Raw genomic sequence first — 21,978 nt, forward strand, 5'->3', positions numbered from 1 at the left:
AACTATTGAAATATTGTTGTAATGCTGTCTTTTGTTACCGGTGCTGAAGGATCAGCACTCCATTCGAGCCAGGAACCGTCATAATTCCTTACCTGTCGGTATCCCAGCAATTCGGAGAGCACAAAGCTGGTATGTGCAGACCGAACCCCGGAATGGCAATAGGCTATAATATTAGATTTACTTTTTAACTCTCCGTATATGTTTTGAAGTTCTTCCGGTTTTTTAAAGGTTTTATTTCCATTATAATCCACTGCACTGGCCCAGTCCAGGTGCAGGCTTCCGGGAATCCTCCCCGCCCGGGCGGCTCCTTTCTTCTGTCGTTTCCCACAGTATTCATCTGCCGTCCGGGCATCCAGGATCGCCCAGTTTTCGTCCCCCAGGATGGCTGTTACTTCTTCCTTGTTTATGAGTAAGTCCGGATTTGAAGGCCCTTCGAAATGAAAATCCCCGGCTTCCATACGGGTGTAAACGTCTGTGATTTTGCCACCGGTGGCCTGCCAGGCATGCAGCCCGCCATTGAGCAGGCGAACCCTGTTAAAGCCGTATACCTTCAGCACCCACCAAAGTCTTGCAGCGTCGCAATTCGCCTGGTCATCATAAAGGATCAACTGATCATTTTGGCCAACCCCAAGCCCTGAAAGCAGCGATTCAACAGCCTCCTTTCTGGCCATCAGCCCTTTTCCGGGAAACTGCTGATCCTCTATATCACTTCGCCACATTGGAATGGAATTGGGAATGTGACCCGCATTGAAATCCGCCATTCTGCGAAAATCGATGATTTTTACTCCGTCACTGCCTATGATTTCCTGCAAATCCGCAACCTCAATCAGAGCCTCCTCGTTGTAGTATTTAAGTACAACCGGCTCGGCTTCCTGCCTGCAGGAAGCCATGACCAACCAAAGAATCACTATGTATTTAGTCTTCCAGGGCATACCACTCTATATCTTCTAAGTTTTGTCTGCGGCCTTTGTTTTCAGGGGCATAATAAGTAGCCAGGTAGTTTACTATAATGGCTTCATTATTCCCGAGGTCCCATAAATTCTGAGTTTCCTGCATCCAGCGTATGGTGGCGGTCCACCCTTCTGCTGACATACGGTTTTGGGTTACCAGCCGTGCAGAATGGCAATTGGTGCAATTATTGACCACGGTCATCAGGCCCTCTCCTTCAACAAAGCCGGTACGCAAGTGTACCCCGTTTTCAATCTTATCAAAGTCATCTTCAGCAACCACAGTTTGTTCGGCTATGGCCATCTCGGGCTGTGGTTTAAAAGCACTGAGGTCCGGATCGATCATCAGATAGACCAAAAACCCGCCTATAAGAGTAAACACCGCAAATACAACTCCCATCATACGGTAAATCTGCCGGGCGCTCTCCTGAAATTTGTCTGGACCTTCCATCAGGTTATTTTTATTGCAATCCGGTGGCAGGCATTATTGAGGTATCCTTTTGGATTCCACCCGGGGAGCACCATGGGTTGTGAGTTCCCCTGGCTGTCTTCTGCCTTTGCCCATAGCTCGTAATAGCCTTTTTTTGGAAATCTCACCGAGCCCGAAAAACGCTGCCAGGCCAGCCGATTAGCCGGAGGTTCCAGGCGGCATTCCTGCCAGCTGCTTCCGAAGTCTATGGAATAATAGACTTTGCTGACTTCCAGTTCCCCTGCCCAGGCATGTCCTCTGAATTCCAAAGACCGACCCAGTGGAAGGGTGGCACCTGTTTTGGGATAGGTGATCAACGATTTTACAGGCATGGATTCAATAATGCACATATCTTCATCTGCCACTTTTTCGCCCGGGGCAACTGGTGTGCAGGGAACCCTGTAAGAGGTTCCGCCCATTTTTTCCCCATCGTGTACTTTGTTTCGTATACTGAGCCGGTTAAGCCATTTCCCGGATACCGAAGCAGGCCATCCGCCGGCGACTAGTCTGAGAGGATATCCATGTGCCAGGGGGATATCAGCCCCGTTCATTTGGAAAGCTACAAGAGTTTCATCCTGCAGTGCTTTTTGCATAGGAATCCCCCTTGAAATGGGCTCCTTTTCAGGATCTCCGCTGAGGTGCTGGTCGGCAGCGTGGTAACCTATATAGACTGCATCCGATTGGTAACCCACATCCTCCAGCAGGTCTTTGAGTCGAACCCCTGTCCACTCGGCACAACCCACTGCACCAACCGTCCATTGGTTTCCCTTTGCGGGTGGGTTAAATTCACTGCGACCATTCCCACCACATTCCAGTGTTAACTGATAGGTATAATGCGGGAACCTGGACTTCAATTCCTGCAGGCTGTAGGTTTTTGGATTTTTGACCGATTCCCCGTCAAAACGGAGTTCCCAATTTGCCACATCGATATTTTCAGGAATCTTGCCATTATTGCGAATAAAAAGAACCTTATTAGGGGTAATGGCGTCATCCAACAAATGGGCCCTGGCCTCAATATTCCAGGGTTTATCGTTAAGCACCACCATGTCGGGGTCCTTGTTGAACATTTTAAAGGGATCGGGATCCTGTAGCCCCAATAGCGGAATACCCGGAGGCAAGTAATTCCCAAATACGATTTCCGTTCCCAGGGCAGCGGCAAAAACGGACAGTGTGGATCTCTCAATAAATTTACGACGTTCCATAGAGACTGATGCTTGAATTTATAAACTTAGGTTTTTTTCAAAAAAAGCTTTGTAACCTTTGTTACAGATTTGAATTTTAGGGTTGCCCGGGGCTTATATACGGCTGTTCCCAGTGGGATGAAACGTGATTGATTCAGAATAAAAACGGGAGTGCAGAATAAGGGTACCAATGTAACAAAGGTTACAATTTTCCGATAGAGGGTTTCGTAAATTTACTGTTGAATAAATGACTTAGCCATGGATAAACATTTTGAAATTTTAGTTATCGGTGGAGGAACGGCTGGCATTATGACATCAGCCCAGTTTCTTCAAAAAAACAAAGCCCTGAAAATCGGGATTATTGACCCTTCTGATACCCATTATTATCAACCTGCCTGGACCCTGGTCGGAGCGGGTACATATGATTACAAGAAAACCGCCCGCCCCATGAAATCCGTTATCCCAAAAGGGGCAACATGGATACAGGACAGCGTTGAGGCTTTTAAGCCTGAATCCAATTCAGTGACTACTGTTTCCGGAGCGCAATACACATACGATTATCTGGTAGTGGCCCCCGGGCTGACCTATGATTTAAGCCTTGTACCCGGTCTGGCAGAAGCGCTTGACAAAGGAGTAGTTTGTAGCAATTATACCGACCCGGAACATACCTGGGAGGTACTAAAGAATTTTAAGGGAGGCACAGCCCTGTTTACGCAACCAACCACACCCATAAAATGCGGGGGTGCCCCACAGAAAATCATGTACCTGGCCGAGAGCCATTTCAGAAAAGCAGGGGTTCGCGAGAATACCACAGTGGTCTTTGCAACACCGGGGACAACCATTTTTGGGGTCCCTGAGGTCAAGAAAACCCTTTTAGAAGTAGTAGACCGAAAAGACATCAATTTGCGTTTTGGATATAAACTGGTTAAGATTGACGGGCCCAATAAAATTGCCTGGTACCAGTTTGCCGATCACGAGCACGAATACAACCATAAGAATATCAAAATCGAAAAGGATGGAGACCTGACCGGAATTCATTATGACATGCTTCATTTGGCACCTCCCTCGGTAGCCCCCAAATGTGTACGGGAATCTTCCCTGGCCAATGAGGCTAAGTGGCTTGATGTGGATAAGCACACCTTACAGCATCACAAGTTTCCGAATGTGTTTGGTCTGGGAGACGTTGCCGGGATACCGGCATCCAAAACAGGGGCTGCTATCCGCAAACAGGTTCCTGTGGTAGTTGCCAATATAATGGCGCTTATTGCTACCCGGAATATCACTGAGAAATCCTACAACGGTTATTCCTCATGCCCCATTGTAACTGACTATGGGAAAATGGTGTTGGCTGAATTCGATTACGACAACAATTTTACTCCGGACCCAAAACTAAAGCAGATGCTGATCTGGGATTCTTCCAAAGAACACTGGAGGTTATGGATGCTCAAGAAGTATGGCCTTCCCTATCTTTACTGGAACAAAATGCTGAAGGGGAAAGAGGTTTAACATTTAGCCTGTGTGACTCAGGTTACACGGGAATCACATAAATGTTGCTAATATTGCGCTTTTAATTAATACAAAAACAACAAACTCTGATGGACTGGATTATGCAACCCTGGCCCTGGTACGTATCCGGGGCGGCCATTGCAATTGTAATGTTATTACTGATGCTGGTTGGCAAAAACTTTGGTATGTCGGCCAACCTGCGTACGTTTTGTACCATTTGCGGGGCCGATAAAAAATCTGATTTTTTTAAGTTCGACTGGGCCACCCAGAAATGGAACCTGATCGTAGTTGCCGGGGCAATTATCGGTGGATTTATAGCCTCTCAATGGCTGACGGCAGATCCGGCAGTTATGATCAACCCGGATACGGTCGCCGAATTACAAACCCTTGGATTTAACAGTGCTGGAAAGGCCTATATGCCAGACGAACTATTCTCCCTGGACGCCATGACAAATGTTAAAAGTATCGGCTTACTGGCATTAGGAGGGTTTTTGGTAGGTTTTGGCGCGAGATATGCGGGGGGCTGCACCTCCGGGCATGCCATTTCGGGACTGAGCGACCTCCAATGGCCGTCTCTGATAGCCGTTATCGGATTTTTTGTAGGCGGTATGATTATGATTTACTTCCTGTTCCCCTTAATATTTTAAAAAATGAGAAGCTTTATATACTTATTGATCGGAATCTTTTTCGGGATTACCATGTTTAAATCGGAGGCAGCTTCCTGGTTCAGGATTTACGAAATGTTCAAGTTTGATGCCTTCCATATGTATGGTATTATCGGCACGGCAGTGGTACTAGGGGTCATATTTGTTCAGATACTAAAAAGGTTCCGCCTGAAATCCTTTTACGGGGAACCCATAGAATTTTGTCCCAAGGCCAAGAGTGTCCCCAGATATGCTATTGGCGGGGTGCTCTTTGGTTTGGGATGGGCCCTTGCGGGAGCTTGTCCCGGCCCGATGTTTACCCTCGTAGGGGCGGGCTATGCACCCATTTTAATCGTGATTGTGGCCGCAGTTCTGGGCACTTTTGTATATGGTCTGTTACGGGATAAATTACCACATTAATACTATCGGAATAACAGTATAACTGCACCGGCGGCCGTAAGGATGAGGATCATTTTCCGGTAGAAGTTGTCCGTTATCCACCTGACCAGGCGGATCCCTGCAAATAATCCCGCCAACAAGGCCGGGAGCAGGAAAAAATTGGTTTGGATTACCTCAAAAGTGATGGTTTCCCAGACAAAAATATGCAGTGGCAATTTTACCAGGTTGATGATCAGGAATAGCCAGGCGGCTGTTCCGATAAAGACGTTTTTGGGTAATCGCATCGCCAGGAAATAGATGTTTGAAAACGCCCCGGCAAGGTTCCCGATCATGGTTGTAATTCCTGCCATGATTCCCATAAAGCCTGCAAAAGCCCAATGGGAAGGCACGCTTTTGGACCTTCGCAAATCCCACCAGTACATCATAAGCACACTAAACATAATGATTCCGGCCATCGCCCATTTGAACTGTTTTTCCGGAAGGTCTTTCCCGATTAGCATGCCAAAGAAAATTCCCAGAAGTATCCAGGGCAGGAACCTTCTGATATATTGCCAGCGGGCATGACGGTTGTAATACACCACGGCGAAAATATCACCGCAAATCAAAAGGGGTACCAGGGTACCGGTTGATTGTCGCGCCCCAAAGGCAAGGGCCATAAGGGTAACGATCAAAACCCCAATCCCCTTGATCCCGGACTTGGAAAGCCCCAGCACAAAACTTCCCGAAAGCGCGAGAATAAATGTAGCAGCCGTAAGGTTGAGGGCGTCTGGGAGGATGCTCATAGGTTGGTTTCCTGCTGTAAAGGTATCCCAAAAAATAATATCTTTATCGCGTAACCACAACCAACCTATGCAACTCAGCACCTTAGATTACGCACTGATCATTGGGTTTTTCAGTATCGTTTTAATCATTGGGATTGTCGTTTCCAAGAGGGCCGGAAAGGACACTACCGAATTTTTTCTCTCCGGTAGGAATATGCCCTGGTGGCTGCTGGGCTTCTCCATGGTTGCCACTACCTTTTCTACTGATACCCCAAACCTGGTGACCGATATTGTGCGCAGCAACGGGGTGTCCGGGAACTGGGTTTGGTGGGCTTTTTTGCTTACCGGGCTGTTAACTGTGTTTGTATACGCCAAGTTATGGCGGCGTTCCAATGTGGCAACAGATATGGAATTCTATGACCTGAGATATGGCGGAAAACCAGCTCACTTTCTAAGGGGCTTCCGATCTATTTATCTCGGGATTTTCTTCAATATAATGGCCATGTCGGCAGTAACCCTGGCTGCGATTAAGATCGGGCAGGTAATGCTTGGGCTCAGCCCGGTGCAAACGGTCCTGATCGGAGGGGTAATTACAGTTATTTTTAGTGCCGTCGGAGGATTCAGAGGGGTAGTCTATACAGATCTGATCCTCTTTTTTGTTGCTATTATCGGAGCGGTTGGTGCGGCGATTTATCTGGTAAATCTGCCTGAAGTAGGGGGTGTTTCCGCCCTGGTCAACCATGAAAATGTACGGGGGAAAATATCTATTTTACCCAATTTTTCGGATACTGAGGCCCTGATTGGGATACTGGTAATCCCACTTGCAGTACAGTGGTGGAGTGCCTGGTATCCGGGAGGAGAACCTGGAGGAGGGGGTTATATAGCCCAGCGGATGCTGGCTGCAAAAAATGAAAAACACGCTATTGGAGCGACCTTCTTTTTCAATATCATGCATTATGCACTCAGGCCCTGGCCCTGGATCCTGGTGGCCCTTGCATCCCTTATTGTATTTCCGGACATCGCCAGTATACAGGAGGCCTTTCCCAATATTGACAACTCCAAACTGGGGAACGACCTTGCGTATTCCGCCATGCTGACCCTTTTGCCCAGCGGCCTGCTGGGGATTGTTCTGGCCTCGCTGGGAGCAGCTTATATGTCTACCATATCTACCCACCTGAACTGGGGTTCTTCATATGTCGTAAACGATTTTTACAAACAACAAATACATCCCGGGGCGTCGGAAAAGGAACTTGTACTGGTGGGACGAATTACTACAGTGCTCCTTATGGTCTGTAGCGCCATCTTTGCGCTGTTCCTGACCAATGCCCTGCAGCTCTTTGATATTATCCTGATGTTTGGAGCCGGAACCGGCTTGATTTTTATCCTGAGATGGTTTTGGTGGCGCATCAATGCCTGGAGTGAAATATCTGCCATGTTTGTGAGCGGGCTGGTTTCATTGCTTTTCAATCTGAGCGACTTGGGATCACAGCTTTTCGGGGGTGAACTCAGCAATGGTGCAATGGCTGAAGGACTGTTGCCGGGATGGAGCAAATTCCCTTCAGTTGTCCTGATTACAACGGTGGTATGGCTGGCAGTAACTTTTCTGACCCCTTCCGAAAAACCGGAGATCCTGCGTTCCTTTTACAAAAAAATCCAACCGGGAGGTCCGGGCTGGAGAAAGGTGGTTGAGGATGCTGCGGCGGAAGGAGAGCAGATCGTATTGCAGCCGGGGAAATGGAGTGTCCCCAAGGGTGTTCTGGCCATGATTCTGGGCTGCATCCTGGTATATAGCTGCATGTTTGCCACCGGGAACTGGATTTATGGAAATTATACCCTGGCACTGATACTTACAGCAGTGGTGCTCCTGGCAGGCTGGCTGTTATTGAAGGTTTGGAAACAATTAAAAGGCGAAATACTGTAAAACTATGAAGGAAAGAATCATTTCGGTTGACATTTTCAGAGGGCTTACCATTGCCCTCATGATCCTTGTGAATACCCCGGGTACCTGGTCTGCGGTTTACCCACCACTGCTGCATGCCGAGTGGCATGGGTACACGCCAACAGACCTCGTATTTCCCTTCTTTCTTTTTATTGTAGGGACTTCAATTGTATTTGCCTACCGCAACAAACAGGCCGGGCCGGCAGCTATCCGAAAGATCAGCATCCGCAGTTTGAAGTTGATTGGCCTGGGGATTTTTCTGGGGGCTTTCTCCCTGGATTTCCCATTTTTTGTACCCTTTGAGGAAATACGGTTTCCGGGGGTGCTACAGCGGATTGGGGTCGTTTTCTTTATCACTGCCTTATTGTTTCTCTATACGAATTGGAAAGTCCTTTTTGGGGTAAGTATCAGTGTCCTGCTCGGTTATTGGATATGGATGGGATTTATCCCCCTGGATGGAGTGGCACCAACCCTGGAACGGGCTGCAAACAACTGGGCCAACTATATTGATTTGCAGGTATTCGGTACGCATATGTACAAAGAGGACTATGACCCGGAAGGCCTTCTCAGTACCTTGCCAGCCGTGGTCACTGCCATTCTCGGGGTCTTTACCGGCTTGCTGCTTTCATCAAAGAAACAGGGAAAACTCAAATGGATGATTGTAATGGGCATCGCTTTGTTGCTGCTGGGCAGTCTGTGGCATATGGTTTTCCCGATCAACAAAGCCCTCTGGAGCAGTAGTTTTGTACTGGTTACTGCCGGCTGGGCGAATCTGGTGCTGGCCCTGATCTATTATCTTACCGATATCCGGGGGATACAGTTTGGGAGCATCTTCAAATATGCGGGGGCAAATGCTATAACAGTCTATTTCCTGTCCAGCTTTTTTACCAAATTGTTTTACCTGATCGATATGGGCAATGGACAATCCCTGCATGAATGGTTGTTCAGGAACATTTATGTGTATGAGGGGGTATCCATGAAATTTTCGTCCCTGATGTACGGGCTAACAGTAGTTTCCTTTTACCTGCTGCTGGGCCTGTATATGTATAGAAAGAAGATCTTTATCAAGGTCTGAGCCTAGTTTTTTTCAAGCAATCGGGCCACGTATTTCCCGATGAGGTCAAATTCAAGGTTTACGATACTGCCTACCTCATACTCCTTAAAACGCGTATGTTCATAGGTATATGGAATTATCGCCACACTGAACTCACCGGGGGAGGAATGTACGACGGTCAGGCTAACCCCATCTACCGTAATGGAGCCTTTCTCAATAGTAACCTGCCCGTTTTCTTGCGGGTATTCAAAAAAATATTCCCAGCTTCCATCCCGGGTTTCGATCCGGGTACAACGCGCGGTCTGGTCTACATGCCCCTGAACCAAATGCCCGTCCAGGCGGGCTCCCAGTACCATGGCCCGTTCCAGATTAACCAGGCTGCCTTGTTTAAGAGACCCCAGGTTGCTTCTGTTAAGGGTTTCTTCTATGGCGGTAACGGTATAGGTGTCGCCACTAATTTCAACTACCGTCAGGCAAACCCCGTTATGTGCCAGGCTTTGGTCTACTTTGAGCTCTGGAGCCAGGGAGGAGGTCAGGCTGATATGCAGGTTACTGCCTTCTTTTCTTAGTTCACTCACCTTCCCGAGGGTTTCGATTATTCCGGTAAACATAGTATAGCTAAATTGAGTAAGTTTGCGATGCTTTCTAATTCGCAAAGTTACATCTTTCATGCAGGACCGCGAGGATAAAATTAAAGTTGGAATATCCATTGGAGATCTCAATGGTATCGGGGGCGAGGTTATTTTAAAAAGTTTCGAGGATACCCGAATGCTTGATTTTTGCACCCCGGTGATATTTGCCTCCACCAAAACCATTTCTTTCCAGAAATCCCATTTGGGCATGGAGATGAATTTTCATGGAATACAGGATGCTTCGGATGCCATCGACGGGAAAATTAATGTTGTAAACGTGTGGAAAGACAGCCCGGATATTCACTTCGGAAAGGCAACCGAAACGGGCGGAAGTTATGCCATACAGTCTTTGAAGGCAGCAGTAAAGGCCCTTCAAGAGGAAAAGGTGGATATTTTGGTCACTGCACCTATAAACAAAAAGACCGTTCAAAGCGAAAATTTCAGTTTCCCGGGACATACGGATTACCTCGCAAAGGAACTGGGAGGGAAAAGCCTGATGTTTATGGTTACCGATACTTTAAAGATCGGGCTCTTAACAGACCATGTTCCCGTAAAGGATGCCCCGTCACTTATTAGCCCTGAACTGATAAATGATAAGGTGAAGGCCATGGATGATTCTCTTAAGCGGGATTTCGGGGTTCGAAAACCCCGGATTGCCGTTCTGGGAATCAATCCGCATAGTGGGGATGATGGGGTCATCGGAAAGGAAGATGAGGAGGTCCTGAAACCCAGCCTTAAAAAACTAAACGATTCCGGCTATCTGGTATACGGACCCTATGCGGCGGATACTTTTTTTGCCTCGGATAACTATCTCAGCTTTGACGGGATCCTCGCCTGTTATCACGACCAGGGATTGATCCCCTTCAAAACCCTGTCTTTTGGAAAAGGGGTTAATTTTACTGCCGGTCTGTCCCGCATCAGGACGTCTCCCGATCATGGAACAGCTTTTGAGATAGCCGGGCAAGGCAAAGCAGATCCCTCGTCCTTTAAAGAAGCAATATTTACAGGGATACAGATATACCGCCATAGATCAGAATTTGAAGAGCTTCATAAAAACCCCCTGAAAAAGCAAAAATTAAGGCGGTCCGGAAAGGGAGCGAAGGAGTCATAAATAAGTGACAGAATAATTGACTTTTTACAAAAAAAGGGTATCTTTGCACGCCCTAATTGAATGGATACGACGATGAGGCATAAGGAATTTACGATTCCTTTTTCGGGTTTGAAACTAGGGAAGCATCATTTTGAATTTCAAATTGATAACGCGTTCTTTGAGTCTTTTGATTACGATGAGTTTAATGCAGCAAGTATTAAACTCGATGTAGTTCTCGAGAAAATGAGCACCATGATGGAATTGGAAATCCGGTCTTCGGGCTGGGTAAACCTGGCGTGTGACATCACCAATGAGCCGTATGACCAGTCCATTTCATCTACCCTGGAATTGGTAATTAAGTTCGGGGAAGAGTACAATGATGAGGATGACGAAATATTGGTTTTACCCCACGGGGAACACCAGTTCAACATCTCGCAGTACGTTTATGAAATGCTTGTTCTGGCAGTACCTACAAAACGGGTCCATCCCGGGGTTGCCGACGGAAGCCTTAAGTCTGAGGCTTTAAAAAAACTTGAGGAATTACAACCCAGAGAGACCAAAGGAGATAAAGAGAATACCGATCCCAGATGGGACGCTTTAAAAAATTTATTAACGGATAAAAAATAGATTAGAATGGCACATCCTAAAAGAAAAACTTCGAAGACCAGAAGGGATAAGAGAAGGACGCATTACAAAGCATCTGCTCCTACGCTTGCCACTGACCCGACTACCGGTGAAGTACACTTGTACCACCGAGCGCACTGGCATGAAGGTAAGCTGTATTATCGCGGCCAGGTTCTGGTAGACAAGACTGAGGAGGCCAGCGCCTAATCAAGAAAATGTTGTGTATTGAACTCCCACTTAGAGAAGTGGGAGTTTTTTTATAGCCATGCTACATTCAAAAAGGCTTATTTTTGGGATGGAATTCCCAAAAAATACTTATTTTTCACGAATTTTGAAGGATTTTCAAAGGCTTCCTTTACAAAAACGACGATTGTAATGAGTACTATTTCGGCAGCGATTACCGCTGTAGGAGCATATGTTCCCGAATATAAACTTACCAATGCCATTCTTGAAACCATGGTAGATACCAATGACGAGTGGATTACCACCCGCACCGGGATCAAGGAACGAAGGATTTTAAAGGATAAAGATAAAGGAACCTCCTATCTGGCAATAAAGGCAGCTGAAGACCTTATAAGGAAGCGCAATCTGGACCCGGCAGAGATAGACCTGGTACTTTTGGGAACAGCTACACCGGATATGCCCGTTGCCGCTACTGCCGTTTACGTTGCCGCCAAAATAGGAGCCGTAAACGCTTTTGCTTATGACCTGCAGGCAGCCTGTTCCAATTTCCTCTACGGGATGTCCACCGCTGCCCGATATATTGAATCCGGTCGTTACAAAAAGGTACTGCTTATCGGTGCTGATAAAATGTCATCCATAATTGATTACACAGACCGAACCACCTGTATTATTTTTGGAGATGGTGCGGGTGCCGTTTTATTTGAACCCAATACGGAGGGCCTGGGCCTGCAGGATGAATTTTTGCGGTCCGATGGTAACGGGAGGGAGTTTTTAAGGATTGAAGCCGGGGGGTCGCTGATGCCACCTTCCGAAGAAACCGTAAAAAACAAGCGGCACTATGTATATCAGGATGGAAAATCCGTATTCAAGTTTGCAGTATCTAATATGGCCGATGTTTCTGCTAAAATAATGGAGCGCAATAATCTGACACATGCAGATGTGAACTGGTTGGTTCCGCACCAGGCCAATAAACGTATTATTGATGCTACGGCAAAGCGGATGGGCCTGGAACATTCCAAGGTAATGATGAATATTGAAAAATACGGGAATACCACTTCCGCAACGCTTCCTCTTTTGTTACACGATTATGAGAAGCAGCTTAAAAAAGGAGACAACCTGGTATTCGCCGCTTTCGGAGGCGGATTTACCTGGGGAGCCATTTACCTGAAATGGGCATATAATTCGTAAATTACTAACAACAAACTAAACCTTAACTCATGGATATCAAAGAAATTCAAAGCCTGATCAAGTTTGTGGCCAAGTCAGGAGCCAGTGAAGTAAAGCTGGAAACGGATGATATTAAGATAACCATTCGCACAGGGGGCAGTGGTGGCAGCGGAGAAACTACTTACGTACAGCAAATCCCGATGCCTGCACAGGCGATGCCTCAGATGGGGGCCGCACAACCTGCTGCACCAGCCACTCCGGCACCTGCTGAACCCAAAAAGGAATCGGAAGAAGACTCCAAATACATAACTATAAAGTCTCCCATTATCGGAACTTTTTATCGCAAACCCTCGCCGGATAAACCTTCTTTTGTTGAAGTGGGGGACACCATCTCTAAAGGAGATGTACTCTGTGTGATTGAGGCGATGAAACTCTTTAACGATATTGAGTCTGAAGTTTCCGGGAAAATCGTAAAAGTACTGGTAGACGATTCGTCTCCTGTTGAATTTGATCAGCCACTCTTCCTGATAGATCCTTCTTAGGCATTGTTTACGCAATTCTGGGAACTCTGGACTGAGTAAAAAAAAGAACTACCAAGAGAAGAAGCACTATGTTTAAAAAGATATTGATTGCCAACCGGGGAGAAATAGCCCTCAGGATTATCAGAACCTGCAAGGAAATGGGCATAAAAACGGTTGCAGTATATTCCAAGGCCGACGAGGAAAGCCTGCATGTTCGCTTTGCAGATGAGGCAGTTTGTATCGGGCCTGCCCCCAGCAGTGAATCCTACCTGAAAATACCAAACATTATTGCAGCTGCCGAAATCACCAATGCTGACGCAATTCACCCGGGTTACGGATTCCTTTCCGAAAACTCAAAGTTCTCCAAAATCTGTGCGGAACACGAGATAAAATTTATAGGGGCTACAGGGGATCAGATCGATAAAATGGGGGATAAGGCTACCGCAAAGGCTACCATGAGGGAGGCCGGGGTACCAACCATTCCCGGTTCGGAAGGCCTGTTAAAGGATGCTGCAGACGCCAAGAAGATTGCTAAAAAAATGGGTTATCCCGTTATGATAAAGGCCACAGCCGGAGGTGGAGGAAAAGGGATGCGGGCCATCTGGAAAGAAGAAGACCTGGAGAAGCAGTTTGAAAGTGCTGTAAAGGAAGCAACCGCAGCCTTCGGAAACGGAGGGATGTACATGGAAAAACTTATTGAGGAGCCCCGCCATATTGAAATACAGGTTATCGGAGACCAGTACGGGAAGGCCTGCCATCTGTCTGAGAGAGATTGTTCCATACAGCGACGCCATCAAAAACTTACTGAAGAGACCCCGTCCCCTTTTATGACCGATAAATTGCGGGATGCTATGGGGAAAGCAGCTGTAAAGGCTGCGGAATATATCAAATACGAAGGAGCGGGGACCGTTGAATTCTTGGTGGACAAGCACCGTAACTTCTATTTTATGGAGATGAATACGCGGATTCAGGTGGAACACCCCATTACGGAACAGGTGATCGATTACGATCTGATTCGCGAGCAAATCCTTGTAGCCGGAGGTGTCCCCATTTCCGGGAAAAATTATACGCCAAACCTGCACTCCATCGAATGCCGGATAAATGCGGAGGATCCCTACAATGATTTCAGGCCGTCCCCCGGAAAAATAACTACCTTACATACTCCCGGAGGGCATGGTATCCGCCTGGACACACATGTTTACAGTGGTTATACGATTCCTCCAAATTACGACTCCATGATTGCCAAACTGATTACTACTGCCCAGACCAGGGAAGAGGCGATCAATAAGATGAAAAGGGCTTTGGATGAGTTCGTGATCGAAGGGATTAAAACCACCATCCCCTTCCATCGCCAGCTGATGGACCACCCGGATTATCTTGCGGGGAATTACACCACCAAGTTTATGGAGGGCTTTAAAATGGCCCCTCCGCCTGAAGACTAGTCTCAGAACAGAAAAAGAATAGCTTAAGCCAACAGCCGGATGAAAATCAGTTACTGGGAATACCAAACCTGGCTTTCAGAGCTGGATTACTGCATTATCGGCAGTGGTATTACGGGTATATCCTGTGCCCTGGAACTACGTGAAAAGGAACCCCAGGCCAGGATACTCATCCTCGAGAAGGGAAGCTTCCCCCAGGGAGCCAGTACCAAGAATGCAGGTTTTGCCTGTTTTGGCAGCCTTACCGAAATCCTGGATGACCTGAAAACCCATTCTGAAGAAGAAGTCCGGGATTTGGTTACCCGTCGCTGGAATGGAATCCGAATGCTCAGAGACCGTCTTGGGGACAGGGCAATAGGATATGAAGGGCTGGGCGGCTACGAATTGTTTCAGGAATCAGAGAGCGGGGAAACTTCGCGATACTTGGATAAGATTAACTATATAAATGCTCTCCTCAAGCCGGTTTTTGGAGCTAATCCCTTTAAAATTGTCCCGAATACTTTTGGTTTCAAAGGGGTTTTACCTCAATTGGTCTATAATCCTTTTGAAGGTCAGATTGATACGGGAAATATGATGAATGCCCTTTTAAGTAAGGCAGGCGAAAAAGGTGTTCATATATTAAACGGGGTTTCCCTGCACGAATTTGAAGACTGCCCTTCAGGAGTCTTCCTGCAAACATCAATAGGTGAGCTCAGTTGTCGAAAATTGTTACTGGCAACAAATGGCTTTGCCGGGCAGCAAACAGAGCTACCCGTATCTCCTGCCAGGGCTCAGGTGTTGGTTACCACGCCTGTCGTAAATTTACCGTTCAGGGGGGCCTTCCACCTGGATAAGGGCTATTACTATTTTCGAAATATCGGAAACAGGGTATTGTTTGGAGGAGGGAGAAACCTGGATAAAGCTGGGGAGACCACCACAGAGTTTGGGCAAACAGAGCTGATACAGTCACAGTTGGAGAAATTGCTCAGAGAGGTTATCCTTCCGGATACAACCTATGAAATCAGTCATCGCTGGAGTGGAATCATGGGAGTTGGCAGTCAGAAAAAACCCATTCTCCGTAAGCTTTCAGACAATGTTAGTTGCGGGGTCCGGCTGGGCGGTATGGGCGTAGCCATCGGGAGTCAGGTAGGAGCCGAATTGGCTCAATTGGGAATGCAGCACTAATGGAAGATGTTAAGGCCTTTTTAAGGGAATATTGCAGTAAGTGGTTGCATTCAAAAGAATCCCTTTTACAGGCAAGGATAGCCGAACTAAAACAGGCGCTGGATTCCGAAACAAAAAGCTCTGCCGGAGACAAACATGAAACCGGGCGGGCAATGCTACATTTGGAACTGGAGAAAACAGCCCGGGCGCTTGCGGAGCTACAGCAAATGTATGCGGTGCTAAAACGCATTCCGCAACCCATATCCAGACAGGAAATCGCAGGACTAGGCAGCCTGGTGATTTCGGATTCGGGACTATATTATCTGGCTGTATCTGCCGGAGCAGTACGCTTTGAAAATACGGATTACTGGTGTATTTCCACGGCCAGTCCGGTAGGTAAAGCCCTGATTGGGAAGGCTGCCGGGGAGGAGGCTGCCTTCCAAAACAAGCAAGTCAGAATTCTTGAAATTTTCTGAAGCAGGGGAACCTCTTCTAAAAGCCGGGATTTTTTTTGCTGGATTTTTTAGCTGATATTAAGGGTGCTGAAAACCTATCCCCGTCATGGAAATCTTCTTGTTAGTCCTTGCCGTTATCGTAATCATTTACCTGACCACACGCCTTAGTTTGCATCCCTTTCTGGCCTTATTCCTGGTTTCCATAGCCTATGCGCTGGCTGTCGGGATGCCCCTGGAGGCAATTATCCTGGCCATAAATGACGGCTTTGGGGGGACGCTGGGGAAGATAGGCCTGATCATCGTTCTGGGGATCATTATTGGGGCATTTTTGGAGCACAGCGGCGGAGCGCGAACCCTGGCAGAGAGAGTGCTTAAATGGATTGGCAGCAAACGGGTCCCATTGGCTATGGGAATTCTGGGGTATATAGTATCTATTCCCGTCTTTGCGGATTCAGGCTTTATGTTACTGGACCCCCTGGGGAAAAGCCTGAGCCGGAAAGCGCGAATTTCCCTGGCCGGAGCGGCCATTGCCCTCGGACTGGGCCTGATGGTGTCACACACCCTTGTGCCACCTACCCCGGGGCCCATAGCTGCAGCCGGAATCCTGAATGCAGATCTGGGGATGGTGATTCTTTTTGGGTTACCGGTCAGCTTGCTGGCACTATTCAGCTCCGTCCTGTTTGCAAGCCGCTATGCGTCACGTACCCAACTTGACCCGGGCACCTTGCCGGAAACTACAGCGAATGCGGAAGCTACTGTAAAGGCTCCGGGATTTGCCAAGGCAACCTTGCCTATTGTGGTCCCTATTTTACTGATCGTCTTAAAATCGGCATTCATTCGCCCGGGCGATTCAGACTTATCCGGGATAATGACGCTGATCGATTTTCTTGGGGAACCGGTCATTGCCCTGCTCATAGGGGTTTTCTTTTCGCTCCTACTACCTTCAAAACTCAAAAAAGATATGCTTTCCAGCAGCGGATGGGTCGGGAAAGCCATACGGGATTCTGCTTCCATTCTGCTGATAACCGGAGCCGGAGGAATTTTTGGGACCGTATTGCAGCGTTCCGGCATTGCAGAAACCCTGGGGACTGCGCTGGTGGAATTCAATCTGGGAATATTTCTTCCCTTTATCCTGGCAGCAGCCCTGAAAACGGCACAGGGATCCTCTACGGTTGCCCTGATAACCGCCGCCTCCATTTTGTTGCCAATGATGCCTGCACTGGGGCTGGAAAGTGAGGTGGAGAAAGCGCTGGCAGTAGTCGCCTTAGGGGCAGGATCCTCTGTCATTTCCCATGCCAATGATAGTTTTTTCTGGGTGGTTACCCAAATGAGCGGGATGGATGTTAAAACGGGATACCGGCTCTTTGGGCTGGGCACCCTGGTTTTGGGAAGCACAGCTGCTCTGGGCGTATTTATATGCTCTTTATTGTTTGCTTAAGGGGTACTTAAGTCTCAGATAGGCATTCGCTTGTTTATAGTATTCAAAGAAACATTCAAAAAGACTTTTTTCCCGCCTTGAACGGGCGTCTCCGAATTGAAATAAACGCCTCTGTCTCCATCAAAAGTTCCATATACCCGATAATACCCTCCCAGATAATAGGAATGGGACACTACCACTTCCAAACCCGATTTGGCGGATACCTTGAGTTCGTGGGCATACACTACGATGTTGCGGGTAGTGGAGGCATATGATTTGAGAATATTGATTGGGATCAGGTTTGCCTCCCCAAGCAGGGAAGCTGTATACAGGTTTCCGGGCTGTTCATAGATTTCCTTGACAGGCCTCAGATCAAGGACCTGCCTGTCCTTTAAAACCATTATTGAATCCGCATAGGGCAGTACATCGTGGTAATCGTGGGTGGCACAGATACAGCTGATCCTTTCTTTTTTCAGATAGGCAAAAAGACTGCGACGCAGCTGATTTCTCCTGAAATGATCTATATGTCCGAAAGGCTCGTCCAGTAAAAGCAATTCTGGCTTTTGTGCAAGAACGCGGGCAAGGGCCACGCGCTGTTGTTGGCCCCCGCTGAGGTATTTAACTTTTTTATTCCGGTATTCCGTCAGCTCCATGGTATGCAACAACTCATCTATACGGCGGGCTGTATCTTCGGGATAATTAACAGAAAGGTATTTTCCGATATTTTCTTCAACGCTGATAAAGGGCATCAGGTCAAAGTCCTGAGCCAGGTATTTCAAAAAAGGGGCTCCGGGAAGCAGTTGGAATGCAGGGCCTTTTATGGCCTGGTCTTTCCAATGGATGCTGCCTCTTTCGAAAGGCAGCATCCCGTAGAGGATCTTAAGCAGTGTACTCTTTCCACATCCGCTTTCCCCCATCACGGCAAGATGTTCCCCTGCCTGAAGTGTAAAACTGATATCTTCCAGCACTGGCTCCTGCTCATACCCAAAGTATATTTCAGAAACGTTAAGCATACCTACAAAAAAATCCGTTTCCCGGGAAACGGATTTTTGATCCTTTTGGTTATCCTAATTTTTAAATTCTTTTAGTACCAACTGGTTGGGGAGGGATTCGAATCCCATATTGTACAGGGTGAATCCAAAAACATCTGCGTATTGTTCAATTGATTTGCTGATAGGAGTCCCCGCCCCGTGTCCGGCCTTGGTCTCAATGCGGATGAGCACCGGGTTTTCCCCTGCTTGTTTTTCCTGCAAATTGGCTGCAAATTTAAAACTATGTGCCGGTACTACCCTGTCATCATGGTCTCCTGTGGTAACCAGGGTTGCCGGGTAGGATACGCCTTCTTTCACATTGTGTACCGGGGAATAGCCCTTAAGGTACTCAAACATTTCCGGGCTGTCTTCAGCAGTTCCGTAATCATAAGACCAACCGGCTCCGGCTGTAAAGGTGTGATAGCGCAACATGTCCAAAACCCCTACTGCCGGCAGGGCCACCTGCATTAGGTCCGGGCGCTGGGTCATTACGGCGCCCACCAGCAGGCCGCCGTTGGATCCTCCGCGTATGGCCAGGTACTCCTTGGAAGTATAGTCTTCTGCAATTAAATATTCCGCCGCCGCAATGAAGTCATCAAAGACATTCTGTTTTTTCATTTGGGTTCCTGCATCATGCCATTCTTTGCCATATTCCCCGCCGCCCCGGATATTGGGAACAGCATAGATACCTCCCTGTTCCATCCAGATGGCGTTAGGGGTGCTGAAACTGGGGGTCAGACTAATGTTGAAACCGCCGTATCCATAAAGGATGGTTGGGTTCTTCCCGTTTCGTTCAATCCCCTTTTTATAGGTGATGATCATGGGGATTTTAGTTCCGTCTTTGGAATTATAGAAAACCTGCTCGGACACGTATTCCGAGGAATTAAAATCGATATCAGGTTTCCAGTACAGCTCGTATTCCCCGGTATCCACATTGTATTTATAGGATGAAGTAGGGGTGTTGTAATTCGTAAAATAGAAATAGAATTCCTTTTCTTCTTTTTTACCGCCAAAACCGCCTGCACTTCCCACCCCGGGCAGTGGTACTTCGCGGACGAGTTTTCCATCGTAATCAAACTGTTTTACCTGTGAAATGGCATCTACCATATATTCTGCAAAAAAGTAACCTCCACCGGTGCTGGGGCTGAGGACGTTTTCGGTTTCAGGAATAAAATCCACCCAGTTTTCCGGACCGGGATCCGAGGCGTCTACGGTAACAATTTTCTGGTTGGGCGCATTGAGGTTGGTAACGATATAGAGTTTGGAACCAACATTTTCGATTATATAACTCTCAGTGTCTTCATTATTCAGGATAGGGATTATTTTCCCATTGGGATCTTCGAGGTCTTTTATAAATAATTTATTGCCTGAAGTAGTGTTTGAGGCCGACAGCACCAGGAATCGATCATCTTCGGTAACCCGGCCACCTATATAACGATGTTTTTGATCAGGGCTTCCTCCGAATATCAGTTCGTCTGCTTCCTGGGGGGTTCCAATTTTGTGATAATAGACCTTGTGCTGATCCGTTTTTGCGGAAAGCTCACTCCCATCCGGTTTATCGTAACTGGAATAATAGAAGCCCTCCTGGCCCTTCCAGGAAATACCGCTGAATTTTACATCTACCAGGGTATCCTCGACTATTTCCCTGCTTTCTGCATCCAGAACAATGATCTTGCGCCAGTCACTGCCTCCTTCTGAAATGGAATAGGCAGCCAGGGAACCATCTTTTGAAAAACTGAGCCCGGCCAGTGAGGTGGTCCCGTCTTCTGAGAAACTGTTTGGATCCAGGAAAACTTCGGCTTCCTCTTCCTCGCTTTTTTGCCTGTAGACCACAGATTGGTCCTGAAGGCCATTATTCTTGTAGAAATAGGTAATGCCACCTTCTTTAAAAGGGGTTCCCAGTTTTTCGTAGTTCCACAACTTTTCGAGCCGTTGCTTGAGCTGGTCGCGGAAAGGAATCTGATCCAGGTAACCAAAGGTAACCTCGTTCTGGGCGCTTACCCAGGTCTCCGTTTCGGCAGACATGTCGTCTTCGAGCCAGCGATAGGGGTCCGGTACTTCATTCCCGAAATAGGTATCCACGGTATCTACCTTATTGGTTTCCGGATAAGCAATTGCCATTTTATTGTTTTTTTTGGTATTGCAGCCCAAAAGGAACAGGGCGGCACAGAAAATAGTTGCACAGTATTTCATAAGGGTTTTTTAAATGTGGTCTTCTCAAAAATACCATATTTAAGGCGCTCAACCCGAATCTGAAGGTTGTATTTAACAGTATTTTAAGGAGATTCAAACAAGGCTTTGCGCCAGGAGGTATTCTGCAATTTGAACTGCATTGGTGGCGGCACCTTTCCTGAGGTTATCTGCCACAATCCAAAGGTTCAGGCTGTTTGCCTGGCTCTCATCCCTGCGTATCCGGCCCACAAAAACCTCATCCTTATCGTGGGCTGTTACGGGCATAGGATACCGGTTTTGGGAAGGTTCGTCCTCCAAAATGACACCTGGGGTGTTAGCCAGGATATTCCGGACCTCAGCCAGTTCAAAATCGTTGTGGAATTCAATATTTACAGCTTCGGAATGCCCGCCCGCCGTAGGGATACGAACGGCAGTGGCTGTTACTGAAAAGGTTGGGTCGTCGAGAATTTTCTGTGGTTCGCGGGCCAGCTTCATCTCTTCTTTCGTATACCCGTTGTCCATGAAAATATCGCAATGGGGGAGGGCATTTCTGTGTATAGGATACGGATAGGCCTTCTCACCCTCGATTCCAGCCATCTCATTTTCCAATTGACGGACCGCTTTAATACCTGTTCCGGATACCGACTGGTAAGTGGAAATCACGACCCTTTTAAGTTTGTATCGCGCATGCAGCGGAGCCAGGACCATAACCAGCTGTATGGTGGAGCAATTGGGGTTTGCGATGATCTTATCCGATGCCTGCAGTGTGCCGGCATTAATTTCGGGCACAACCAGTTTTTTATCTGGATCCATCCTCCAGGCGGAAGAATTATCGATGACTGTTGTCCCTGCCTCTGCAAATCTGGGCGCCCACTCCAGGGAGGTGTCACCCCCGGCTGAGAAAAGGGCAATGTCGGGCCTTGCCGCCACCGCTTCCTCCAGGCCGATGACTGTGTGCTCCTTTCCCTTGAAGGGTATCTTTTTACCTATTGATTTTTCAGAAGCTACCAGCAGTAACTCCCCAACCGGGAATTTTCGTTCTTCCAGAACCCGAAGCATAATCTCTCCCACCATTCCGGTGGCTCCCACAACTGCAAGTTTCATAAATGAATGATTCAAGTGGTAAAGGTAGTCAAGCCCCGGATTCCGGACAAGAAATCATAGGGCGACATTTAAAAATTAAAACATATTGTTTAATTTGTAA

Annotated in this window: 22 protein-coding genes; 14 read left to right on the forward strand and 8 right to left on the reverse strand. The window is 47.4% G+C overall.

Annotated elements, in window-relative coordinates; genetic code table 11:
* Positions 1–2: 2 nt before the first annotated feature.
* The 3 genes from ACT6NV_RS06980 to ACT6NV_RS06990 are packed head-to-tail and all read right to left on the reverse strand — an operon-like array spanning position 3 to position 2,618.
* Positions 3–932, reverse strand: a complete 930-nt coding sequence (locus ACT6NV_RS06980; protein ID WP_445386540.1) for a sulfurtransferase — start codon at positions 930–932, stop codon at positions 3–5.
* Entirely contained in the window at positions 916–1,398 is a 483-nt protein-coding gene (locus tag ACT6NV_RS06985) for a monoheme cytochrome C (RefSeq protein WP_445386541.1), read from the reverse strand. The genes ACT6NV_RS06980 and ACT6NV_RS06985 overlap by 17 nt, the downstream gene beginning before the upstream one ends.
* Complete coding sequence (locus ACT6NV_RS06990) at positions 1,398–2,618, reverse strand: sulfite oxidase (protein ID WP_445386542.1); 1,221 nt, start codon at positions 2,616–2,618, stop codon at positions 1,398–1,400. Before ACT6NV_RS06990 ends, ACT6NV_RS06985 begins: the two co-directional genes overlap by 1 nt.
* Before the next feature lie 237 nt (positions 2,619–2,855).
* Between ACT6NV_RS06990 and ACT6NV_RS06995 the strand changes: the two genes are divergently transcribed.
* The 3 genes from ACT6NV_RS06995 to ACT6NV_RS07005 all read left to right on the forward strand — a co-directional run bounded on the left by ACT6NV_RS06995 (position 2,856) and on the right by ACT6NV_RS07005 (position 5,167).
* Complete coding sequence (locus ACT6NV_RS06995; protein ID WP_445386543.1) at positions 2,856–4,103, forward strand: NAD(P)/FAD-dependent oxidoreductase; 1,248 nt, start codon at positions 2,856–2,858, stop codon at positions 4,101–4,103.
* 89 nt (positions 4,104–4,192) lie between these two features.
* Positions 4,193–4,750: a YeeE/YedE family protein gene (locus ACT6NV_RS07000; protein WP_445386544.1), complete on the forward strand. Its 558-nt coding sequence runs from the start codon at positions 4,193–4,195 to the stop codon at positions 4,748–4,750.
* 3 nt (positions 4,751–4,753) lie between these two features.
* Positions 4,754–5,167: a DUF6691 family protein gene (locus ACT6NV_RS07005; RefSeq protein WP_445386545.1), complete on the forward strand. Its 414-nt coding sequence runs from the start codon at positions 4,754–4,756 to the stop codon at positions 5,165–5,167.
* Between the two features lie 2 nt (positions 5,168–5,169).
* Here the strand turns inward: ACT6NV_RS07005 and ACT6NV_RS07010 are convergent, their stop codons facing one another.
* Positions 5,170–5,928: a sulfite exporter TauE/SafE family protein gene (locus ACT6NV_RS07010; RefSeq protein ID WP_445386546.1), complete on the reverse strand. Its 759-nt coding sequence runs from the start codon at positions 5,926–5,928 to the stop codon at positions 5,170–5,172.
* A 67-nt stretch (positions 5,929–5,995) separates the two neighbouring features.
* Between ACT6NV_RS07010 and ACT6NV_RS07015 the strand changes: the two genes are divergently transcribed.
* Together ACT6NV_RS07015 and ACT6NV_RS07020 are read left to right on the forward strand one after the other, a co-directional pair.
* Positions 5,996–7,828: a sodium:solute symporter family protein gene (locus tag ACT6NV_RS07015; RefSeq protein ID WP_445386547.1), complete on the forward strand. Its 1,833-nt coding sequence runs from the start codon at positions 5,996–5,998 to the stop codon at positions 7,826–7,828.
* Between the two features lie 4 nt (positions 7,829–7,832).
* A complete protein-coding gene (locus ACT6NV_RS07020) occupies positions 7,833–8,921 on the forward strand; it encodes an acyltransferase family protein (RefSeq protein WP_445386548.1) in 1,089 nt (362 codons plus the stop codon).
* A 2-nt stretch (positions 8,922–8,923) separates the two neighbouring features.
* Here ACT6NV_RS07020 and ACT6NV_RS07025 read toward each other — a convergent pair whose 3' ends face one another.
* The gene (locus ACT6NV_RS07025) at positions 8,924–9,511 is read right to left on the reverse strand and encodes a riboflavin synthase (protein WP_445386549.1); all 588 of its coding nucleotides are present in this window, start codon (positions 9,509–9,511) and stop codon (positions 8,924–8,926) included.
* 58 nt (positions 9,512–9,569) lie between these two features.
* Between ACT6NV_RS07025 and pdxA the strand changes: the two genes are divergently transcribed.
* From pdxA to ACT6NV_RS07070, 9 genes are all read left to right on the forward strand, one after another.
* Positions 9,570–10,643 carry a 4-hydroxythreonine-4-phosphate dehydrogenase PdxA gene (gene pdxA / locus ACT6NV_RS07030; protein WP_445386550.1) on the forward strand — a complete coding sequence of 358 codons (1,074 nt, stop codon included), beginning with the start codon at positions 9,570–9,572 and terminating at the stop codon, positions 10,641–10,643.
* 60 nt (positions 10,644–10,703) lie between these two features.
* Positions 10,704–11,249: a YceD family protein gene (locus tag ACT6NV_RS07035; RefSeq protein WP_445386551.1), complete on the forward strand. Its 546-nt coding sequence runs from the start codon at positions 10,704–10,706 to the stop codon at positions 11,247–11,249.
* Between the two features lie 6 nt (positions 11,250–11,255).
* Positions 11,256–11,453 carry a 50S ribosomal protein L32 gene (rpmF, locus tag ACT6NV_RS07040; RefSeq protein ID WP_445386552.1) on the forward strand — a complete coding sequence of 66 codons (198 nt, stop codon included), beginning with the start codon at positions 11,256–11,258 and terminating at the stop codon, positions 11,451–11,453.
* Positions 11,454–11,621: 168 nt separating this feature from the next.
* A complete protein-coding gene (locus ACT6NV_RS07045) occupies positions 11,622–12,617 on the forward strand; it encodes a beta-ketoacyl-ACP synthase III (protein WP_445386553.1) in 996 nt (331 codons plus the stop codon).
* A 29-nt stretch (positions 12,618–12,646) separates the two neighbouring features.
* Complete coding sequence (gene accB, locus ACT6NV_RS07050; protein ID WP_445386554.1) at positions 12,647–13,138, forward strand: acetyl-CoA carboxylase biotin carboxyl carrier protein; 492 nt, start codon at positions 12,647–12,649, stop codon at positions 13,136–13,138.
* A gap of 68 nt (positions 13,139–13,206) precedes the next feature.
* Positions 13,207–14,559 carry an acetyl-CoA carboxylase biotin carboxylase subunit gene (gene accC, locus ACT6NV_RS07055; RefSeq protein ID WP_445383699.1) on the forward strand — a complete coding sequence of 451 codons (1,353 nt, stop codon included), beginning with the start codon at positions 13,207–13,209 and terminating at the stop codon, positions 14,557–14,559.
* 39 nt (positions 14,560–14,598) lie between these two features.
* Positions 14,599–15,720, forward strand: coding sequence for an NAD(P)/FAD-dependent oxidoreductase (locus tag ACT6NV_RS07060; RefSeq protein ID WP_445386555.1), 1,122 nt, complete (start codon positions 14,599–14,601; stop codon positions 15,718–15,720).
* Positions 15,720–16,175, forward strand: coding sequence for a 3-oxoacyl-ACP synthase (locus tag ACT6NV_RS07065; protein ID WP_445386556.1), 456 nt, complete (start codon positions 15,720–15,722; stop codon positions 16,173–16,175). Before ACT6NV_RS07060 ends, ACT6NV_RS07065 begins: the two co-directional genes overlap by 1 nt.
* 85 nt (positions 16,176–16,260) lie before the next feature.
* On the forward strand, positions 16,261–17,592 hold the full coding sequence (locus ACT6NV_RS07070) for a GntP family permease (RefSeq protein WP_445386557.1): 1,332 nt from the start codon (positions 16,261–16,263) through the stop codon (positions 17,590–17,592).
* Between the two features lie 14 nt (positions 17,593–17,606).
* On the opposite strand, the gene ACT6NV_RS07075 is transcribed toward ACT6NV_RS07070, so the two are convergent.
* The 3 genes from ACT6NV_RS07075 to ACT6NV_RS07085 form a co-directional block, all read right to left on the reverse strand.
* Positions 17,607–18,584, reverse strand: coding sequence for an ABC transporter ATP-binding protein (locus ACT6NV_RS07075; protein WP_445386558.1), 978 nt, complete (start codon positions 18,582–18,584; stop codon positions 17,607–17,609).
* 54 nt (positions 18,585–18,638) lie between these two features.
* Complete coding sequence (locus ACT6NV_RS07080; RefSeq protein WP_445386559.1) at positions 18,639–20,795, reverse strand: prolyl oligopeptidase family serine peptidase; 2,157 nt, start codon at positions 20,793–20,795, stop codon at positions 18,639–18,641.
* 93 nt (positions 20,796–20,888) lie between these two features.
* Positions 20,889–21,878 (reverse strand): aspartate-semialdehyde dehydrogenase, encoded by a 990-nt coding sequence (locus tag ACT6NV_RS07085; protein ID WP_445386560.1) that lies wholly within the window; start codon positions 21,876–21,878, stop codon positions 20,889–20,891.
* Positions 21,879–21,978 lie beyond the last annotated feature (100 nt).

It is taken from the genome of Robiginitalea insularis (assembly GCF_052497835.1).